Source organism: Nocardia abscessus, from assembly GCF_015477775.1.
GTDB classification, from domain to species: domain Bacteria; phylum Actinomycetota; class Actinomycetes; order Mycobacteriales; family Mycobacteriaceae; genus Nocardia; species Nocardia abscessus_A.
Window position 1 is genome coordinate 106774 of record NZ_JADLQO010000016.1, and the last position, 21724, is coordinate 128497.

General features: G+C 71.1%; 1 protein-coding gene (cut by a window edge). It reads left to right on the top strand.

From position 1 onward, the window contains the following. Positions 1-21724: the 5' end (the start) of a non-ribosomal peptide synthase/polyketide synthase gene (locus IU450_RS31320; protein WP_195153339.1), read on the top strand. The gene runs 22001 nt beyond the window's last position; only the first 21724 of its 43725 coding nucleotides appear in the window; it begins with the start codon at positions 1-3; its stop codon lies beyond the right edge, outside the window.

Sequence of the window (21724 nt, forward strand, 5' to 3'; positions counted from 1 at the left end):
TTGGACCGGCTGGATTTCGGCGGAAACGGCGAAACTGGTGGCGAACGGGCACACGCTGGTTCTGGGGTAGAACCCGGCCTGTCCGGCGCTTTCCCGTTGTCTCCTGCTCAGCTGGGCATCTGGTACGCGCAGCATGTCGACCCGCAGGTGCCGGTCACCATCGCGCAGTACGTGGACCTGCACGGTGAGCTGGATATCGATGTGCTCGAGCGCGCCAGCATCGACGCCTCGCACGAGCTGGGTTCGGGCTTCCTCCGAATCATCGAGCGCGACGGCGAGCCGTTGCAGTTCATCGATCATTCCATCGCGGATTACGACAAGGTCGTTTACGTCGACCTGCGCGGCGAGGCCGATCCGGCCGCCGCGGCGATGGCATGGATGCGCGCCGAGTACAGCCGCCCGCTCGACCTGACCAGTGACCGGCTGATCATGATCGCGGCGCTGCAACTGGCCGACGACCACTGGTACTGGTACTCCCGCGCCCACCACATCGCGCTCGACGGCTTCGGCGCGATGACCAACCTGAATCGCATCGCCGAGCTCTACACCGCCTACGTCGGCGGAACCGAACCCGCCGCGTCCAAGGCGACCGACCTGCACACTCTTTACGAGCAGGAGATCGCGTATCGCGAAAGCTCCCGCTTCGTCTCCGATAAGGAGTACTGGGCGCAGCGGGTGGCGGGCCTGGAAGAGGGCACCAGCCTGACCGGCCGGTCCGCCCCGCCCGCCGCGATCAACGGCATCGTGAGTGCGGCGCTGTCGGACGAGCAGAACACTCTGCTGGACGCGGCCGTGGCCCGGCACGATTCCTCGCCCGCCGGTCTGCTGCTCGCGGGCTTCGCCGCGTATCTGGCGCAGTGGAACGGCGTCGAGGACGTCATCCTCAGCCTGCCGGTGACCGCGCGCACCACCGCGGCGATGCGCCGCTCGGGTGGTGTGTCGTCGAACATCGTGCCGCTGCGGTTGCACGTCGGTCATGACACCACGGTGTCGGAGCTGCTCAAGCAGGTCCAGGTCGAGGTTTCCGGCGCGCTGCGCCACCAGCGCTATCGGCACGAGGACATCCGCCGCGACGCGGCCGGCGACGGCGTGGTGACCACGGAGTTCTTCGGGCCGTGGGTCAACATCATGCTGTTCGGTGACGAGCTGGTGATGGGCCCGATGGTCGGGCAGCTCAGCGTGCTGTCCACCGGCAGCATCGAGGATCTGGGCGTCAACTTCTACCAGTCCGTCGCGGGCACCCGTTCACACATCGACTTCGAGACCAACCCGAACCTCTACACCGAGGACGAGGCACGCCGCCATCACGGCCGCTTCCTCGAGTTCTTCGATCGCTTCCTCGCCGCCGAGGTGGACGAGACGGTGTGGGACCTTCCGGTCACCACCGCCGGTGAGCGCGAGCGGACGCTGCTGGAGTGGAACGACTCCGAGCAGGACGTCCCGGAGACCACCCTCGCGGCCCTGCTGGACGCGCAGATGGCGTTGACCCCGGACAACATCGCGCTCGACTTCGAGGGCGCGACGCTCACCTACGCGGAGTTCGACGCGCGGGTCAACCGGCTGGCCCGCTTCCTGATCGCCGACGGCGTCGGCCCGGAATCGCTGGTCGCCCTGGGCATGCGCCGCTCGCTGGAGCTGGTGATCGGCATGCACGCGGTGCTGAAGGCCGGTGGCGCGTACGTGCCGATCGATCCGGATCATCCGGCCGAGCGCACCGCCTACATCCTCGACAGCGCCGCGCCGGTGTGCGTGCTGACGCACTCGGCCGACGAGCTGGAGCTGCCGCAGGCGGTGCGCCGGGTGGAGATCGACACCCTGGACACCTCGGCGTACTCGGCCGCCCCGGTCACCGACGCCGAGCGCCTCGCGCCGCTGCGCCCGGACAACACCGCCTACGTCATCTACACCTCGGGTTCGACCGGTCGCCCCAAGGGCGTGGCGGTCACCCACCACGCGATCGTCAACCAGCAGCTGTGGATGCTCGACGAGTACCGGCTGACCGCGGAAGACGTGTATCTGCAGAAGACCGCGACCACGTTCGACGTGTCGCTGTGGGGCTACTTCCTGCCGCTGCTGGTGGGCGCGAAACTGGTCATCGCGTCGCCGGACGGGCACCGCGACCCGCTGTACGTGGCGGAGATGATCTCCCGGCACGGGGTCACCGTGACCGACTTCGTCCCGTCCATGCTCACGGTGTTCGTGGCCCACGCCACGCAGGCCCAATGCGCCACGCTGCGCGCGGTTTTCGTGATCGGCGAGGCGCTGCCGCCGGAGACCGCCGCGGGCTTCCGCGCGATCACCGACGCGGGGCTGCACAACCTGTACGGCCCGACCGAGGCGGCGGTCTCGGTGACCTATTGGGAGGCCACGGCCGCCGACACGGTGACCGTGCCGATCGGCATCCCAGAGTGGAATGTCCAGGTCTACGTGCTGGATTCGCGACTGCGCCCGGCCGCGATCGGCGCGCCGGGTGAGCTGTACCTCGGCGGGCGTCAGCTCGCCCGCGGCTACCGCGGCCGTCCGGACCTGACCTCCGACCGCTTCGTGGCCAACCCCCTGTCGACTACCGGTGAACGCATGTACCGCACCGGCGACCTGGTGCGCTGGAACGACGCGGGCACGCTGGAATACATCGGCCGCACCGACTTCCAGGTGAAGTTCCGCGGTCAGCGCATCGAGCTGGGGGAGATCGAAACCGATCTGCTCGCCCACCCGGCGGTCAGCCAGGCCGTGGTGCTGGTGACGGACACGGCCACCGGTCAGCAGCTGGTCGCCTACGTCGTCCCGGCTCCCGGCCACACCGTGGACCCGGTGGAGCTGACCAGGTTCGCCGCGGAGCAGCTGCCGAGCTACATGGTGCCCGCATCGATCATGGTGCTGGACGCCTTCCCGTTGAACACCAGCGGCAAGCTGGACCGCAAGGCCCTGCCCGAGCCGGTGTTCAGCGCCGACGCGGGTGATTTCCGCGCACCGCGCACCCAGGCCGAGCAGATCGTGGCGGGCATCTTCGCCGACGTGCTGAGCCAGGACCGCATCGGCATCGACGACAACTTCTTCGACCTGGGCGGCAACTCGCTGGTCGCCACCCAGGTGGTCGCGCGCATCGGCGCGGCCTTCGGCACCCAGATCGGGGTGCGCGCGCTGTTCGAGACCCCGACCGTCGCCGGGATCGCGGCGCGGGCCGAGAACGCCGCTCCGGTCGGCGAATCGCGTCCGCCGCTGGTGGCCCAGCGGCTACCGGAGCGGGTGCCGCTGTCGCTGGCGCAGCAGCGCATGTGGTTCATCAACCAGTTCGACCCGACCGTGCCGACCTACAACCTGCCCTTCGTGGTGCGGTTGCGCGGCCAGGTGGACCTGGATGCGTTGCAGTCGGCGCTGCTGGACGTGGTCGAGCGGCAGCAGTCGCTGCGCACGATCTTCCCCGAGTCCGGCGACGGCGGTTACCAGCAGGTGCTTCCGGTCGACCAAGTCGATCTCCGCATCGAGTTGCAGCCGATCGACAAGGCCGAATTGCACGGCGCGCTGGCCGAATTCGCCGCACGCGGCTTCGACGTCTCGCGTGAGCTGCCGATCCGGGTGCGGGTGTTCGCGGTCACCGGCGGGCGCGGCAACGGCACCGCCGACTACGCGGTGGCGTTCGTGGTGCACCACATCGCGGCCGACGGCTTCTCGTTCGGCCCGCTGGCGCGCGACGTGGCCGCCGCCTACCTGTCCCGCGCCGCGGGCGAGGCGCCGAGCTGGGCTCCGCTGCCGGTGCAGTACCAGGACTTCAGCGTCTGGCAGCGCGAACTGCTCGGCGCGGAGTCCGATCCCGCGTCGATGGCGGCGCGCGAGATCGCCTACTGGCGCAGGGCGCTGGCGGGCCTGCCGGATCAGCTCGACCTGCCCGCGGACCGTCCGCGTCCGCCGGTGCAGAGCTTTCACGGCAGCCGGGTGAGTTTCGACATCGACATCGAGCTGCACCGGCGGCTGGTCGCGCTGGCCCGCGCGCAGGGCGTCAGCCTGTTCATGGTCATGCACGCCTCGCTGGCCGTGCTGCTGGCCCGGTTGTCGGGCACCAACGACATCGCGATCGGCACGCCGGTCGCCGGACGTGGCGAGCAGGCGCTGGACGACCTGATCGGCATGTTCGTCAACACCCTCGTGCTGCGCTCGGAGGTGGACGGCAGCGAGCTGTTCGCCGAATTCCTCGGCCGCACCAGGGAAACCGACCTCGCCGCGTTCGCCTTCGCCGACGTGCCGTTCGAGCGCCTGGTCGAGGTGCTCAACCCGACCCGCTCGCAGGCGCGTCACCCGCTGTTCCAGGTGATGCTGTCGTTCCAGGAGATGTCGCACGCGACCCTGGAACTGCCCGGTCTCTCGGTCACCGCCGACGAGCTCGAGGTCGACATCGCCAAATTCGACCTGCAGTGGACGGTCACCGAGGAGCGCGGCGCGAACGGCGAGCCCGCGGGCATGGGCGCGGTCATCTCCTTCGCCACCGACCTGTTCGACGCCCCGACCGTCGCCGAGTTCGGCCGCCGCTACCTGCGTGTGCTGGAAGCCGCCGTCGCCGCGCCGGCAACCGCCGTGCGCGACATCGAGATCCTCGACGAGGCCGAGCGCGCCCGCGTGCTGACCGAGTGGAACCACACCACCCGCGAAGTTCCCGCCGCGACGGTGCTCGAGCTGTTCGAGGAGCAGGTGCGGGCCCGGCCGGACGACCCGGCCGTGGTGTTCGACGGCGGCCTTCGCGGCGCGGACGAGTTCGGCGCGCCGGTCGAGCTGACCTACGCCGAGTTCGCCGCGCGCGTGAATCGCCTGGCGCGCAAGCTCATCGACGCGGGCGTCGGCCCGGAGAAGCTGGTCGCCGTCGGCATCCGCCGGTCGGTGGACATGCTGGTGGCGATCTACGCCACGATGACGGCGGGCGGCGGTTACGTGCCGATCGATCCCGACCACCCGGCCGAGCGCACCGAATACGTGCTCGACAGCTCCGCGCCGGTTTGCGTGCTGACCACCACCGCCGACAACGTCACCGCCGCGGGCATCCCGGTGCTGACGCTGGACACCCTGGACCTGAACGAGTTCGGCGACGGGCCGGTCACCGACGCCGAGCGCCGCGCGCCGCTGCGCGCCACCAACACCGCGTACGTGCTCTACACCTCCGGCTCCACCGGCCGCCCCAAGGGCGTCGCGGTCAGCCACGCGTCGGTGGTCAACCAGATCGCCTGGATCACCGCCGAATACCGGATCGGCCCGGCGGATGTGATCCTGCAGAAGACGCCGGTCACCTTCGACGTGTCGGTGTGGGAGCTGTTCGGCACGCTGGCCGTCGGCGCCCGCATGCTGATCGCCGCGCCGGACGGCCACCGCGATCCGATCTACCTGTCGGAGATCATCGGACGGCACCGCGTCACCATGACCTCGTTCGTGCCGTCGATGCTCTCGGTGTTCGCCGGGTCCGCGTCCACGGCCGAATGCGCTTCGCTGCGTGCGGTTCTCGTCGCCGGTGAGGCGCTGCCGCCCGCGACCGTCACCGCGTTCCGGCAGTTCTCCACCGCCGCGGTGCACAACCTGTACGGCCCCACCGAGTTCACCGTGCACGCCACCGCCTGGCACCTCAACGAGGTCGCGCCCACGTCGGTGCCGATCGGCCGCCCGGTGTGGAACGCGCAGACCTACGTCCTGGACGAGGGCCTCGCGCCCGTTCCGGTCGGCGTGCCCGGCGAGCTGTACCTCGGCGGCGTGCAGACCGCCCGCGGCTATCACGGCCGTCCCGACCTGTCCGCAGAGCGCTTCGTCGCCGACCCGTTCGGCGCGCCCGGTTCCCGCCTGTACCGCACCGGCGACCTGGTGCGCTGGGTGCAGCCGCGCGATCCCGAGGTGGGCAGCGCGGGTGTGCTGGAGTACATCGGCCGCACCGACTTCCAGGTGAAGTTCCGCGGTCAGCGCATCGAGCTGGGCGAGATCGAGACCGCCCTGCTGGACCACCCGGCCGTCACCCAGGCCGTCGTGCTGGTCATGGACACCGTCGCGGGCGACCAGTTGGTCGCCTACGTGGTCACCGGGGGTGGCCCGGTGGACCTGGACAGCATCAAGAACACGCTGCACCGCACGCTGCCCGCGTACATGGTGCCCTCTGCGATCATGGTGCTCGAGGCGTTCCCGCTCAACGCCTCCGGCAAGCTGGACCGCAAGGCGCTGCCCGCTCCGGTGTTCGAGGTGCGCGAATTCCGCGCGCCGACAACGCCGATCGAGGAGATCGTCGCGCAGATCTTCGGCGAGGTGCTCGGCATCTCGCGCGTCGGCGTGGACGACGACTTCTTCGAGCTGGGCGGCAACTCGCTGATCGCCACCCAGGTGGCCTCTCGCCTCGGCATCGCGCTGGACACCAGGGTGCCGGTGCGCATGCTGTTCGAGGCGTCCACGGTCGCGGCGCTGGCCGCGCGGGTGGAATCGCACGCCGGTGACGGCGCCCGCAAGGCGCTGGTCGCCAGGCAGCGTCCGGAGCAGGTGCCGCTGTCGCTCGCGCAGCAGCGCATGTGGTTCCTCAACCGGTTCGACACGTCCTCGGCGGTCAACAACATCCCCGTCGCGATCCGGCTGTCCGGCGATCTGGACATCGCCGCGTTGCAGGTCGCGGTCATCGACGTGATCGATCGGCACGAGTCGCTGCGGACGGTCTTCCCGGAGACCAGGACCGGCCCCGTGCAGGTGGTGCTGGACGCCGCGCAGATCGTGCCGGACCTGACCCCGGTGCCGGTGACCGAGCACAACCTGATCGATCACCTGGTCGAGCTGGCCTCGATGGCGTTCGACGTGACCAGCGAAGTGCCGCTGCACGCCCGGCTGTTCGAGATCAGCGAGACCGAGTACGTGCTCGGCATGGTGGTGCACCACATCTCCGCCGACGGCTGGTCGATGGGACCGCTGGCCCGCGACGTCATGGTGGCCTACGCCGCCCGCACGTCGTGGGAGGCGCCGGCTTGGTCGGCGCTGCCGGTGCAGTACGCCGACTACGCGCTGTGGCAGCGCGAGGTGCTCGGCGCCGAGGACGACCCGAGTTCGCTGATCTCCAACCAGATCCGGTACTGGACCCGCGAACTGGCCGACCTGCCGGACGAATTGGTGCTGCCCTCGGACCGGCCGCGCCCCGCCGTCGCCTCCTACCGCGGCGGCACCTACCCGTTCGTGATCTCCGGCGAGACCCAGCGCGCTCTGATCGAGCTGGGCCGCAGGCACAACGCCTCGCTGTTCATGGTGTTGCACAGCGCGCTGGCGGTGCTGCTCGCCCGCGCCAGCGGCACCAGCGACATCGCCATCGGCACCCCGGTCGCCGGTCGCGGTGAGGCCGCGCTGGACGACCTGATCGGCATGTTCGTCAACACGCTCGTGCTGCGCACCGAGGTGGACGGCGCGTCGAGCTTCGCCGATCTGCTCGCCCGCTCCCGCGAGACCGACCTGCACGCGTTCGCGCACGCGGACGTGCCGTTCGAACGGCTGGTCGAGGTGCTCAACCCGGCCCGCTCGCAGGCGCGCCACCCGCTGTTCCAGGTGATGCTGACCTTCCAGAACACCCGGCAGGCCAGCCTGGAACTGCCCGGACTCTCGGTCAACGGCATCGACTACGACGCCCGGCTGGCCAAGTTCGACCTGCAGCTGACCCTTTCGGAGACCCAGGACGAACAGGGCGAATCGGCGGGCATGTCGGCCGAGTTCTCCTACGCGCTGGATCTTTTCGACGAACCGACCGTCGCGGCGTTCGCCCGCCGCCTCGACCGCATCCTCGCGGCCGTGACCGCCGACCCGGACGTGCCGATCGGCGACATCGACCTGCTCGCGCCCGACGAACAAGCGCGGGTGCTGGTCGACTGGAACGACACCGGGCACCCGGTGGACCAGCTCGCGACGCTGGTTTCGCTGTTCGACGCGCAGGCGGCGGCCACGCCCGATGCCATCGCGCTGGACTTCGAGGACGAGCGGCTGACCTACCGCCAGTTGCAGGAGCGGGCCAACCGCATCGCCCGGCAGCTGATCGGCGCGGGCGTCGGCCCGGGATCGCTGGTGGCGCTGGCGCTGCGGCGTTCGACCGAACTGGTCGTCGCGATGTACGCGGTGGTGCAGACCGGCGCGGCCTACGTCCCGCTCGACCCGGACCAGCCGGCCGACCGCGTCAACTACATCATCGAGACCGCGCGGCCGCGGATGATCCTGTACCGCTCGGCGGACGGCTTCGGCCTCGACCCGCAGCCGCGGGTGACCGCGCTGTCGGTGGAGGGCATCGAAGGCGTGCCCGGTTTCGCCGCGACCAGCGGCGCGCCGATCACCGACGCCGAGCGCACGCAGCCGCTGCGGCCGGAGAACATCGCGTACGTCATCTTCACCTCCGGTTCGACCGGACGCCCGAAGGGTGTGGCGGTCTCGCACGCCGCGATCGTCAACCGGTTGCTGTGGATGCAGCACGAATACCGCATCGGCCCCGACGACGCGGTGCTGCAGAAGACGCCCGCCACGTTCGACGTGTCGGTGTGGGAGTTCTTCTGGCCGTTGCAGACCGGGGCCAGGCTGGTCGTCGCGCGCCCGGACGGGCACCGCGACCCGGTGTACCTGTCCCAGATCATCGCCGAGAAGCAGATCACGACAGCGCATTTCGTGCCGTCCATGCTCTCGGTCTTCGTGTCGACGCTGGGCAACGAGAACGGCGACGGCCTGCCCGCGTCGCGGCTTCGGCAGGTCTTCGCCTCCGGTGAGGCGCTGCCCGCGCAGACGGCGCAGCGTTTGCGTGAGCTGACCGGCGCCCGGCTGCACAACCTGTACGGCCCGACCGAAGCCGCCGTCGACGTGACGTATCACGAGGCGACGGAAGCCGACACGGTGTCGGTGCCGATCGGACGCCCGGTGTGGAACACCCGCGTCTTCGTGCTCGACAGCCGTCTGCATCCGGTCGCACCGGGTGTCGCGGGTGAGCTGTATCTGGCGGGCGATCAGCTGGCGCTGGGGTACCTGGGCCGCCCCGACCTGACCTCCGACCGGTTCGTGGCCAACCCGTACGGCGCCCCGGGCACCCGGATGTACCGCACCGGTGACTTGGTGGCCTGGACTTCGGATGGCGAACTGGACTACCTGGGCCGCACCGACTTCCAGGTGAAGCTGCGCGGTCTGCGCATCGAGCTCGGCGAGATCGAGTCCGCGCTGCTGGCGCAGGCCGGTGTCGCGCAGTCGGTCGTGGTGCTGCGCTCGGACGCGCACGCCGGCGATCAGCTGGTGGGCTACCTGGTCTGCGAGCCGTTCGCGACCGTCGACACCGACGACGTGAAGGCCGCGCTGGCGGCCGTGCTGCCGGGTTACATGATCCCGGCCGCACTGGTCGTGCTGGACGCGTTCCCGGTCAACGCCTCGGGCAAGCTGGACCGCAAGGCGCTGCCCGCGCCGGTGTTCGAGGCGCGGGTGTTCCGCGCGCCCTCGACGCCGATCGAGGAGATCGTGGCGGAGCTGTTCGCCGATCTGCTCGGCGTGCCGCGCGTCGGCGTGGACGACGACTTCTTCGAACTCGGCGGCAACTCGCTGGTGGCCACCCAGGTGGTCGCGCGGCTGAGCGCGGCGCTGAACACCGACGTCGGCGTGCGCGTGCTGTTCGAAGCCCCGACCGTGGCCGCGCTGGCCGCCCGGATCGAGTCGCACGCGGGCAGCGGTGCGCGCCAAGCGCTCACGGCACAGGTCCGTCCCGAGCATCCGCCGCTGTCGCTCGCGCAGCAGCGGATGTGGTTCCTCAACCGTTTCGACGCCGACTCCGCCGCGAACAACATCCCGGCGGCGGTGCGGCTGGAAGGCGCGCTGGACCTGGACGCGCTGCGCGGCGCGATCGCCGACGTGGTCGGGCGGCACGAATCGCTGCGCACCGTCTACCCGTCCCGCGACGGTGTCGCCTACCAGCGGGTGCTCAACGCGGGCCGGGCCATTCCGGAGCTGGATCTCGTCGAGGTGGCCGAGGGGCAATTGCTCGGCGTGCTCTACGAGTTCGTCGAGCGCGGCTTCGACGTGACCACCGAACCGCCGGTGCGCCTGCGCGCCTACCGGCTCGGTCCGGACGACTACGTCCTGGTCGTGGTGGTGCACCACATCGCCGCCGACGGCTTCTCCATGCGTCCGCTGGTGCGCGACCTGATGACCGCGTACGTGGCGCGCACGTCGGCCGCCCAGCCGGGCTGGCCGCCGCTGGCGGTCCAGTACGTGGACTTCGCGCTGTGGCAGCGCGACACCCTCGGCTCCGAGGACGACCCGACCTCGCTGATCTCCGAGCAGCTCGACTACTGGCGCGGAGCGCTGGCCGGTCTGCCCGACGAACTGCGCCTGGCCGGTCGCCCGCGCCCCGCCGTCGCCTCCTACGGCGCGGGGACCTACCGGTTCCGTGTGCCGGGCGAGTTGATCGAGGACCTGAACCGGGTCGCGCACACGCACGGCAGCACGCTGTTCATGGTGGTGCACGGCGCCTTCGCCGCGCTGCTGGCGCGGTTGAGCGGCTCCGACGACATCGCCGTCGGCATTCCGGTCGCCGGCCGTGGCGAGCAGGCGCTCGACGATCTGGTCGGCATGTTCGTCAACACACTGGTGCTGCGCGCGCAGGTGGATGCCGCCGAGTCGTTCGCCGGCCTGCTGGCCCGGGTCCGCGAGCGCGACCTGCAGGCGTTCGCGCACGCGGACGTGCCGTTCGAGCGGCTGGTCGAGGTGCTCAACCCGGCCCGCTCGCAGGCGCGCCACCCGCTGTTCCAGGTGATGCTGTCGTTCCAGAACCTCGGCCGCACCGCGCTGGAGCTGCCCGGTCTCACCGTCTCCGAGCTGGGCATCGACCAGCCGACCGCGAAGTTCGACCTCCAGCTCACGCTCAGTGAGGTGCCCGGCGCCGAAGCGGCGATGGACGCCGAACTCGTCTACGCCACCGACCTTTTCGACGGTCTGTTCGCCGGTACGTTCGCCGAGCGGTTCGTGCGGGTGCTGCGCGGCATCGCCGCCGATCCGTCGGTCGCCGTCGGTGACATCGACCTGCTGGACGACGCCGAGCGGTCCTTGGTGATCGAGCGGTGGAACGCCACCGAGTTCCCGGTGGACGCCGCGCTCACCTCGCCGGTCGGCGACGCCGCGGCGACCCTGGTCTCGCTGTTCGAAGCGCAGGTCGCGCGCACCCCGGACAGTCCGGCGGTGACCTTCGAGGGGACGAGTCTGTCCTACGCCGAGTTCGCCCGCCGGGTACACCGGTTGGCGCGCTGGCTCAAGGTCAACGGCGTCGGGCCGGAATCCTATGTGGCCCTGGGCATGCGCCGCTCCATCGACTTGGTGGTCGGCATGTACGCGGTGAACGCCGCGGGCGGCGCGTACGTGCCGCTGGACCCGGACCACCCGGCCGAGCGCATCGACTACATCCTGGAGACCGCGCGCCCGGTGTGCGTGCTGACCTCCGGCTCCGACCTGGAGACCGCCGTCTCCCGGCAGGTGCGCATCGATCAGCTCGACCTGTCGGAGTTCTCCGGCGAGCCGCTGACCGACGCCGACCGGCACAAGCCGCTGCGTCCGGCCAACACCGCGTACGTGATCTTCACCTCCGGTTCGACCGGCCGCCCGAAGGGCGTGGCGGTCTCGCACGCCGCGATCGTCAACCGCCTGGTGTGGATGCACGCCGAATACGGTTTGGCGGCCTACGACGTGGTGTTGCAGAAGACGCCCGCCACGTTCGACGTGTCGGTGTGGGAGTTCTTCTGGCCGTTGCAGGTCGGCGCCCGCTTGGTGGTCGCGAAGCCGGACGGCCACCGCGATCCCGCCTACCTGGCGCAGCTGATCGTCGACGAGCAGGTCACCACGGTGCACTTCGTGCCGTCGATGCTGTCGGTGTTCGTGGCCGAGGAGCGCGCGGCCGAGTGCACCAGCCTGCGCAACGTCTTCGCTTCCGGTGAGGCGCTGCCCGCGGTGACCGCGCAGAAGTTGCGCGAGCTGACCGGCGCGCGTCTGCACAACCTGTACGGCCCGACCGAAGCCGCGGTCGACGTCACCTTCCACGAGGTGACCGAGGACGACACGGTGTCGGTGCCGATCGGCGCTCCGGTGTTCAACACCCAGGTGTACGTGCTGGATTCGCGGCTGCGGCCGGTTCCGGTCGGCGTGCCCGGTGAGCTGTACCTCGCGGGCGCGCAGCTGGCGCACGGGTACGTGGGCCGTCCCGACCTGACCACCGAACGCTTCGTGGCCAACCCGTTCGGCGACGCCGAGCGCATGTACCGCACCGGCGACCTGGTGGCCTGGACCGAACACGGCGAGCTGGAGTACCTGGGCCGCACCGACTTCCAGGTCAAGGTGCGCGGTCTGCGCATCGAGCTGGGCGAGATCGAGGCGGCGCTCACCGCGCTGGACTCGGTAGCGCAGGCGGTGGTCGTGGTGCGCAACGATGAGCGGACCGGCGACCAGCTGGTCGCGTACCTGGTGACGGACCCGGACCGGGTGGTGGACGTCGAGTCGGTGAAGGCCGAGCTCGGCGCGCGGCTGCCCGGCTACATGGTGCCCGCTGCCTATGTGGTGCTCGACGAGTTCCCGCTGAACGCCTCCGGCAAGCTGGACCGCAAGGCGCTGCCGGAACCGGTCTTCGAGGCCAAGGTGTTCCGCGCGCCCGCGACGCCGGTGCAGGAGATCGTGGCCGAGACCTTCGCCGAGGTGCTCGGCGCGGAGCGGGTCGGCTTGGACGACGACTTCTTCGAACTGGGCGGCAACTCGCTGGTCGCCACCCAGGTGGCGGCTCGTCTGGGCGAGGCGCTGAACACGCAGGTCCCGGTGCGCGCGCTGTTCGAGGCGTCCACCGTCGTCGCGCTGGCGGCGAAGGTGGAATCGGCCGCGGGCCAGGGCGGCCGGACGCCGCTGGTCGCGCGGGAGCGCCCCGAGCTGGTGCCGCTCTCGCTCGCCCAGCAGCGGATGTGGTTCCTCAACCGGTTCGACAACCGCACCGCCGTGAACAACATCCCGGTGGCCCTGCGGCTGACCGGTGAGCTGGAGGTGGCCGCGCTCGGCGCGGCCATCCGCGACGTGCTCGCGCGGCACGAGGCGCTGCGCACCGTCTACCCCGAAGTGGAGGGCACCGGCTACCAGCGCGTCCTGCCGGTCGGCGAGGTCGGTTTCGACCTGGTCGCCGAATCGGTCGGCGCGGACGAGCTGTCCGCGCGGGTCGTCGAGCTGGCGAGCGTCGGGTTCGACGTCACCACCGAGATCCCGTTCCGGGCGAGCCTGCTCGCGCTGTCTTCCACCGAGCACGTCGCCGTGCTGGTCGTGCATCACATCAGCGCGGACGGCTTCTCGCTGCGGCCGCTGCTGCGCGATGTCGTGCTCGCCTACACCGAGCGCGCCCGCGGAGAGGCGCCCTCCTGGGCCCCGCTCGAGGTGCAGTACGCCGACTACGCGCTGTGGCAGCGCGAGGCGCTCGGCGCCGAGGACGACGCGGACTCCGTCGCGGCGCGCCAGATCGCCTACTGGACCGAGCAGTTGCGCGACCTGCCCGACCAGATCGAGCTGCCCAGCGATCGGCCCCGGCCGGAGATCGCCTCCAATGCCGGTGGCACGCACAACTTCTCGGTCGACGCACAGGTGCACGAGGCGCTCGCCGAGCTGGCGCGCGCCCGCGGCGTGACGCTGTTCATGGTCGTGCACGCCGCGCTGGCGGTGTGGGCGGGCAGGCTGTCCGGCAGCACCGACGTCGCGATCGGCACGCCGATCGCGGGCCGCGGCGAACGCGCGCTCGACGACGTCGTCGGCATGTTCGTCAACACGCTGGTGCTGCGCAGCGAGGTCGACCCGGGCGCCCACTTCGGTGCGCTGCTCGACCAGGTGCGCCGCACCGATCTGGCCGCCTTCGCCAACGCCGACGTGCCGTTCGAGCGGCTGGTGGACGTACTCAGCCCGGCGCGCTCGCAGGCGCACCACCCGCTGTTCCAGGTCGCGCTGACCTTCGAGGCCGCTTCGGCGGCCCAGCTCGGCGCCGTCGCGCTGCCCGGCGGCCTCGAACTCGCCGCCGTCGACTTCGACCCCGGCACCGCGAAATTCGACGTGCAGCTCACCGTGGGCGAGGCCGCCGACGGCGGGCTGACGCTGTCGTGGAACTACGCCACCGAACTGTTCGACCCGGAGACGGTAACGGCCTTCGCCGACCGTCTCGTGCGGATCCTGCGCGGCATCGCGGAGGACCCGGAGACCGCCATCGGCGATATCGACCTGCTCGGCGAGAGCGAGCGGCTGGACGTGTCGCAGCGCTGGGTGTCCTCCGGCGCGGAGAGCGTCGCAGGCGCGTTCGCCGATCCGGATATCACGCTGGTCGGGCTGTTCGACGCGGCTGTTGCCGCACACCCGAACCGGGTCGCGGCGCGCTTCGGCGTGGAGACGCTGACCTACGCCGAGCTGGACCGGCGCGCGAACGTGCTGGCGCGCAGGCTGATCAGCGACGGCGCGGGGCCCGAGACACTGGTCGCGGTGATCCTGCCGCGCTCGCTGGATCTCGTGGTCGCGCTGCTGGCCGTGGTGAAGACGGGCGCGGGTTACGTGCCGGTCGACCCGACCTACCCGGCCGAGCGCATCGCCTACGTGCTCGCCGATTCCCGGCCCACCAGCGTGGTGCTCGACTCCACGGTGCAGGTCGAGGTGCCCGCCGGGTTGCCCGCCGTCGTGCTGGACGGGTTCGCGGTGGAGACCGGCAATGTCGAGGACGCCGACGACGCCCCGATCACCAACGCCGACCGCAACGCGGCGCTCACGCCCGACAACGTCGCGTACGTGATCTACACCTCCGGCTCGACCGGCCGCCCGAAGGGCGTCGCCGTCGCGCACCGCAACGTGGTGCGGCTGTTCGCGAACACCGACCGCGACTTCGGTTTCGGGCCCGAGGACACCTGGACGCTGTTCCACAGCTACGCCTTCGACTTCTCGGTGTGGGAGCTGTGGGGCCCGCTGCTGTTCGGCGGCACCCTCGTGGTGGTCGACTACTACACCTCGCGCTCGCCGGAGCAGTTCCTGGAACTGCTGCGCGCCGAACGCGTCACGGTGCTCAACCAGACCCCGTCGGCGTTCTACCAGCTGGCCGAAGCCGACCGGAACGCCGCGCCCGACGCCGCGCCGCTGGCGCTGCGCTACGTGGTGTTCGGCGGCGAGGCGCTGGAGCCGCGCAGGCTGTCGGACTGGGTCGCGCGCCACGGCGACGGCACCGGTCCGTCCGCCGCGGGGCCGCTGCTGGTCAACATGTACGGCATCACCGAGACCACGGTGCACGTGTCCTACCGCGCGCTGGACGCCGCGACCATCGCCGCCGCCTCCGGCAGCGTGGTCGGCCGCGCCATCGCCGGTCTGCGGGTGTACGTGCTCGACAGTAGGCTGCGCCCGGTGCCGGTCGGCGTCGCGGGCGAAATGTACGTGGCGGGACCGCAATTGGCCCGCGGCTACCTCGGCCGTCCCGATCTGTCGGCCGCTCGTTTCGTCGCCGACCCGATGGGCGACGTGCCGGGCGGGCGACTGTACCGCTCCGGCGACCTCGCCCGCTGGAACCGCTTCGGCGAGCTGGAATACCTCGGCCGCGCCGACGACCAGGTCAAGGTGCGCGGCTTCCGCATCGAGCTCGGCGAGATCGAGTCCGCGATCCTCGCCCAGCCCGGCATCGCCCAGGCCGCGGTCATCGTGCGCGAGGACCAGCCCGGTGATCAGCGGATCGTCGCCTACGTGGTGTCCGAGCCGGGCGCCGAACCCGTGCTCGACGCGGTCCGCGACGGCGCGGCCGCGCAGCTGCCCGCCTACATGGTGCCCTCGGCCGTGGTGCGGCTGGAGTGGATCCCGCTGACCGTCAACGGGAAGCTGGACCGCCGTGCGCTGCCCGCCCCGACCGCACAGGCGCGCGCCTTCCGCGCGCCGGTCACTCCGGTGCAGGAAACCGTGGCGGCGGTGTTCGCCGACGTGCTCGGCCTGGACCGAGTCGGCGTGGACGACGACTTCTTCGACCTCGGCGGCAACTCGCTGATCGCGACCAGGGTGGTCGCCCGCATCGGCGCCGCGCTCGGCACGACCGTCGCCGTGCGCACCCTGTTCGAGGCCTCCACGGTGGAAGCGCTCGCCGCGCGGGTGGAATCGCACGCCGACGGCGCGGCCAGGGCCCGCCTGGTCGCCCGCGAGCGCGCGGCCGACGAACTGGTGCCGCTGTCGTTCGCGCAGCAGCGCATGTGGTTCCTGAACAAGTACGACACCGCCTCGGCGGCCTACAACCTGCCGATCGCGATCAGGCTCACCGGCGCGCTGGACGTCGAGGCGCTGCGGCTGGCGGTGGCCGACGTGGTGCGCAGGCACGAGTCGCTGCGCACCCGCTATCCCGAGCACGGCGGCACCCCGGTCCAGGTGATCGTGCCCGCCGAGGACATCGTCCTGGACCTGCATCCCGTGGCGGTCGACCCGGAGCGGCTGATCGAGACGGTGACCGAGTTCGTCACCGCCGGATTCGATGTGGCCGAACAGGTTCCGCTGCGCACCCGGCTGTACGCGGCCGGGCCGGACGAGCACGTGCTCGTCGTGGTGGTGCACCACATCGCGGCCGACGGCTTCTCCATGGGCCCGCTGACCCGCGACGTGATGGCCGCCTACACCGCGCGCAGCACCGGCAGCGCCCCCGGCTGGGCTCCGCTGGCGGTGCAGTACGCCGACTTCGCGGTGTGGCAGCGCGAGATCCTCGGGTCCGAGGAGGACCCGGACTCGCTGCTGGCCAAGCAGGTCGCGTACTGGCGGCGCGCGCTCGACGACGTCCCCGACGAACTGACCCTGCCCACCGACCGCCCGCGTCCGGCCGTCGCATCGCACCACGGCGCGACGCTGCATCGCGAGCTGTCCGGTGAACTGGTCGCCGCGCTGGAAGAGGTCGCGCGGCAACGCGGCGCGTCGCTGTTCATGGTGATGCACGGCGCGCTGTCGGTGCTGCTGTCGCGTCTGTCCGGCAGCGACGACGTCGCGGTCGGCACGCCGATCGCGGGCCGCGGCGAGGCCGCGCTCGACGACCTGGTCGGCATGTTCGTCAACACGCTGGTGCTGCGGACCGGTATCGAGCCGGGCGAGTCGTTCGCCGACCTGCTCGACCGCGTGCGCCGCACCGACCTCGATGCCTACGGCAACGCCGACGTGCCGTTCGAGCGGCTGGTGGAACTGCTCGCGCCGGAGCGCTCGCAGGCCCGCAACCCGCTGTTCCAGGTGATGCTGGCGTTCCAGAACCTGGAGCGCACCACCCTGGAGCTGCCGGGTCTGTCGGTGTCCGCGCTGGACCTGGAAGAGAACGTCGCTCGCTTCGATCTCCAGTTCACCCTCGCCGAGCGCGGCGAAAACGGTTCCGGCGCCATGGCCTTGGCGCTGACCTACGCCACCGAGCTGTTCGACGAGGCGACCGCGGCGGCCATCGTGGACCGCTGGGAACGCGTGCTCGCGGCCGTCGCGGCCGATCCGTCGGTGACCGTCGGCGCGATCGACGTGCTCGACGCCGCCGAGCGGGCCGACCTGGTCGCCCGCACCGGCGCGCCCGCCACGCCCGCGCGGACGCTGCCGGACCTGATCGCCGAGGCCGCGGCCATCGACCCGGGGGCGCCCGCCGTGGTGTTCCAGGGGCGAAGTGTCTCCTATGGCGAGCTGGACGCGCGTTCGAACCGCCTGGCCCGCCTGCTGATTCAGCGTGGCATCGGGACCGAGGATCTGGTGGCGGTCGCCGTGCCGCGCTCGGACGAGTCGTACTTCGCCGAGTGGGCGGTGTCCAAGTCCGGCGGCGCGTTCGTGCCGATCGACCCGACCTACCCGGCCGACCGCATCGCGCACATGGTCACCGACTCGGGCTCCCCGATCGGTCTCACCGTGGCCTCGGTGCGCGCCGAGCTGCCCGAGTCGGTCGAGTGGCTGGTGCTCGACGAGCTGGACCTCGACGGATTCGACGACGCCGCGGTCACCGACGCCGATCGGGTGCGCCCGGTGCGGCCGGAGCATCCCGCGTACGTCATCTACACCTCCGGTTCCACCGGTGTGCCCAAGGGCGTCGTGGTCACCCACGCCGGTCTTGCCAACTTCCGGGACGAGCAGAACGCCCGCTACGACGTCGATTCCGACACGCGCGCACTGCATTTCGCCTCGCCCAGCTTCGACGCGTCGATCCTGGAATTCCTGCTCGCGATCGGCCGCGGCGGCGCCCTGGTGGTCTGCCCGCCCGGCGTCTACGGCGGCGAGGAGCTGTCCGAGCTGATCCGCGCCGAGCGGGTCACGCACGCCTTCATCACCCCGTCGGTGCTCGCCTCGCTGGATTCGGCGGCGCTGGCGGGCATGCGGGTGATCGTGGCGGGCGGCGAGGCCGTGCCCGCCGATCTGGTCACCAAGTGGGGTGGCGCGCCGGACGGTTCGGGCCGCCGCTTCCACAACGGTTACGGCCCGACCGAGACCACGATCATGACCAACATCAGCGACGCGCTCGCGCCCGGCGACCGGGTCACCATCGGTGGCCCGACCCGCGGCATGCAGTCGCTGATCCTCGACGCCCAGCTCAGGCCCGTTCCGGTGGGTGTCGCGGGTGAGCTGTATCTGTCGGGCGTCCAGCTGGCGCGCGGCTACCACGCGCGCCCGGGGCTGTCGGCGGAGCGTTTCGTCGCCAACCCGTATGTGCCCGGCGCACGGATGTACCGCACCGGTGACGTGGTCCGCTGGACCCGGGTCGGGCACTCCGCAGGCTCCGCGCCCGCTGGAGGAGTCGAATCGCTCGTCGTCGAATACGTAGGTCGCTCCGACTTCCAGGTCAAGGTGCGCGGCTTCCGTATCGAACTCGGTGAGATCGACGCCGCGCTCGCCGCGCACGAGACCGTCGACTTCGCCGTCACCGTCGGCCACAAGAGCGCCGCGGGCGCCGTGTCGTTGGTGTCGTACGTCGTTGCCGCGCAGGGGCACTCGATCGACGTGGCGGCGCTGACCGCGCATGTCGAGGATCGCCTGCCCGCCTACATGGTGCCCTCGTCGATCATGGTGATCGACCACGTGCCGCTCACCCCGGTGGGCAAGCTGGATCGTAAGGCGCTGCCGGAGCCGGTGTTCGCGACCGAGGTCGTGTTCCGCGCGGCGCGCACCCCGGTCGAGCAGACCATCGCCGAGGTGTTCGCCGAGGTGCTCGGTGTGGAGCGGGTCGGCGTGGACGACTCCTTCTTCGCCCTCGGCGGCGACAGCATCGTCTCCATCCAGCTGGTGTCGCGGGCCAAGGCGCGCGGCGTGGTGTTCACCCCGCGGCACGTCTTCGAGCAGCGCACGGTGGCCGGTCTGGCGTCGGTCGCCGAGACGACCGAGGCGGCCGAGGCGTCGGCCACGACTCTGGCCGAGCCGCCGGGCGGCGGGATCGGCGTCATGCCGTTGACGCCGGTCGTGCGGTTCATGGCCGAGCGGCGCGGCTCGTTCGGCCGGTTCAACCAGACGCTGGCGCTGGAACTGCCGGTAGGCATCGATCGGGCGGGCATCGCCGCCACGGTCGGCGCCGTCATCGATCGGCACGACATGCTGCGCGCGAGCCTGCGCCGCGACGGCGACGACTGGATCGTCGAGACCGCCGCGCCGGGCACGGTCGAGGTGGACGCCCTGATCGATCGCACCGAGTTCGCCGCGAACGTCACCGACGCCGAACTGGTCGAGATCGCTTCTGCCGCACTGGACGAGTCGCTGGACCGGCTCGATCCCGCCGCGGGCGTGGTGATCCGGTTCGTCTGGCTGGAACCCGATTCCGCCGAGCGCGCCGGACGCCTGATCGTCGTCGCCCACCACCTGGTGGTGGACGGCGTCTCCTGGCGCATCCTGGTGCCGGATTTCGTCACGGCGTGGGGCCAGCGCACCGCGGGGCAGACCCCGGAGCTGGTCGCCCCGGCCACGTCGATGCGGGCCTGGGCGCACGCGCTGGAGCGCGAGTCGGCCGCCCCGGACCGGTTGGCCGAACTCGACTACTGGCGTTCGGTGGTCGCCGCGGCCGATCCGCTGCTGACCGAGCGTCCGATGGACCCCGCGCTCGACACCTCGGGTGTTATCGAGAAGCATCAGGTCGAGGTGTCCGCCGAGGTCACCAAGGCCCTGCTCACCACGGTTCCGGCGCTGTTCCACGGCGGCGTGAACGACGGCCTGCTCACCGCGCTGGCGCTGGCCACCGCGAAGTGGCGGGCGCGCCGGGTGGCCGCACGCGGCGAGGACTCGCTGCTGATCCGCCTGGAGGGTCACGGCCGCGAGGAAGACGTGGTGCCGGGTGCGGATCTGTCGCGCACCGTCGGCTGGTTCACCGCGATCTACCCGGTCCGCTTCGACCTGTCCGGCATCGACGTCGACGCGGCGTTCGCGGGCGGGCCCGCGCTGGGCGCGGCCGTCAAAGCGGTCAAGGAGCAGTTGCTCTCCGTGCCGGACAAGGGCATCGGCTACGGCCTGCTGCGCTACCTGAACCCCGAGACCGCGGCCGAGCTGCCGCGCGAACTGCCCGGTCAGGTGAGCTTCAACTACCTCGGTCGCATCTCCGAGGGCGACGTGCCGGAGTCGCTGCGCGGCTTCGGCTGGATCCCCGCGCCGGAACTCGGCGCGCTGGGCGGCGCCTACGACGCGGACATGCCCGCGATGGCGCCGCTGGACGTGAACGCGATCGTGGTCGGCGACAAGCTGACCGCCAACATCGGCTACCCGTCGACCCTGCTGTCGGCCGCCGAGGTGCGCGAGTTCGGCGAGCTGTGGACCACGGCGCTGGAAGCGGTGGCCCGCCACGCCAATTCGACCGGCGCGGGTGGGCACACCCCGTCGGACTTCGCGCTGGTGCGCAGCACGCAACGCGATATCGACACCTGGGAGCGGCGCTTCCCCGCACTGTCGGACGTCTGGCCGCTGTCGGCGCTGCAAGCAGGTCTGCTGTTCCACGCTCGCCTCGCCGCGAGCTCGGTGGACGTGTACACCGCCCAGGCGGTGCTGACGCTCACCGGCCGGGTGGACGCCGCCCGGTTGCGTTCGGCCGCACAGGCATTGGTGGACCGCTACGAGAACCTGCGCACCGCGTTCGTCAGCGACCACGACGGCAACCCGGTGCAGATCGTGCTGGACAGCGTCCGCGTCGCCTGGACCGAGCACGACCGGACCGAATCCGGGGCGGCGGAGGACCTGATCGAGGCCGACCGCATGCAGCGGTTCGACCTGACCGCGCCGCCGCTGATCCGCTTCACGCTGATCCAGGTCGCGCCCGACCGCTGGCAGTTCGTGGTGGCCAACCACCACATCCTGCTCGACGGCTGGTCGATGCCGCTGCTCATGCGGGACCTGCTGGTGCTCTACGCCGCCCACGCGGACGCCTCCGCGCTGCCCGCGGTGCGCTCCTACCGGCACTTCCTGGACTGGACCCGGCAGCAGGACCACACGGCGTCGCTGGCCGCGTGGGCGCACGCGCTGCGCGGCGTCGGCGAGCCGACCCTGCTGGCGCGTCCGGACGCCGGTCGCGAGATCACCTCGCTGTCCGGGGAGTACTTCTTCGAATTGGACGAGGCGACCACCGCGCGGCTGACCGCGCTGGCCGGCTCGCTCGGCGTCACCCCGAACACCGTGCTGCAGACGGCGTGGGGCATTCTCGTCGGCCGGATGACCAGCCGCGACGACGTGCTGTTCGGCACCACCGTCTCCGGCCGTCCCGCGCAGCTGTCCGGCGTGGAGGCGATGGTCGGTCTGTTCATCA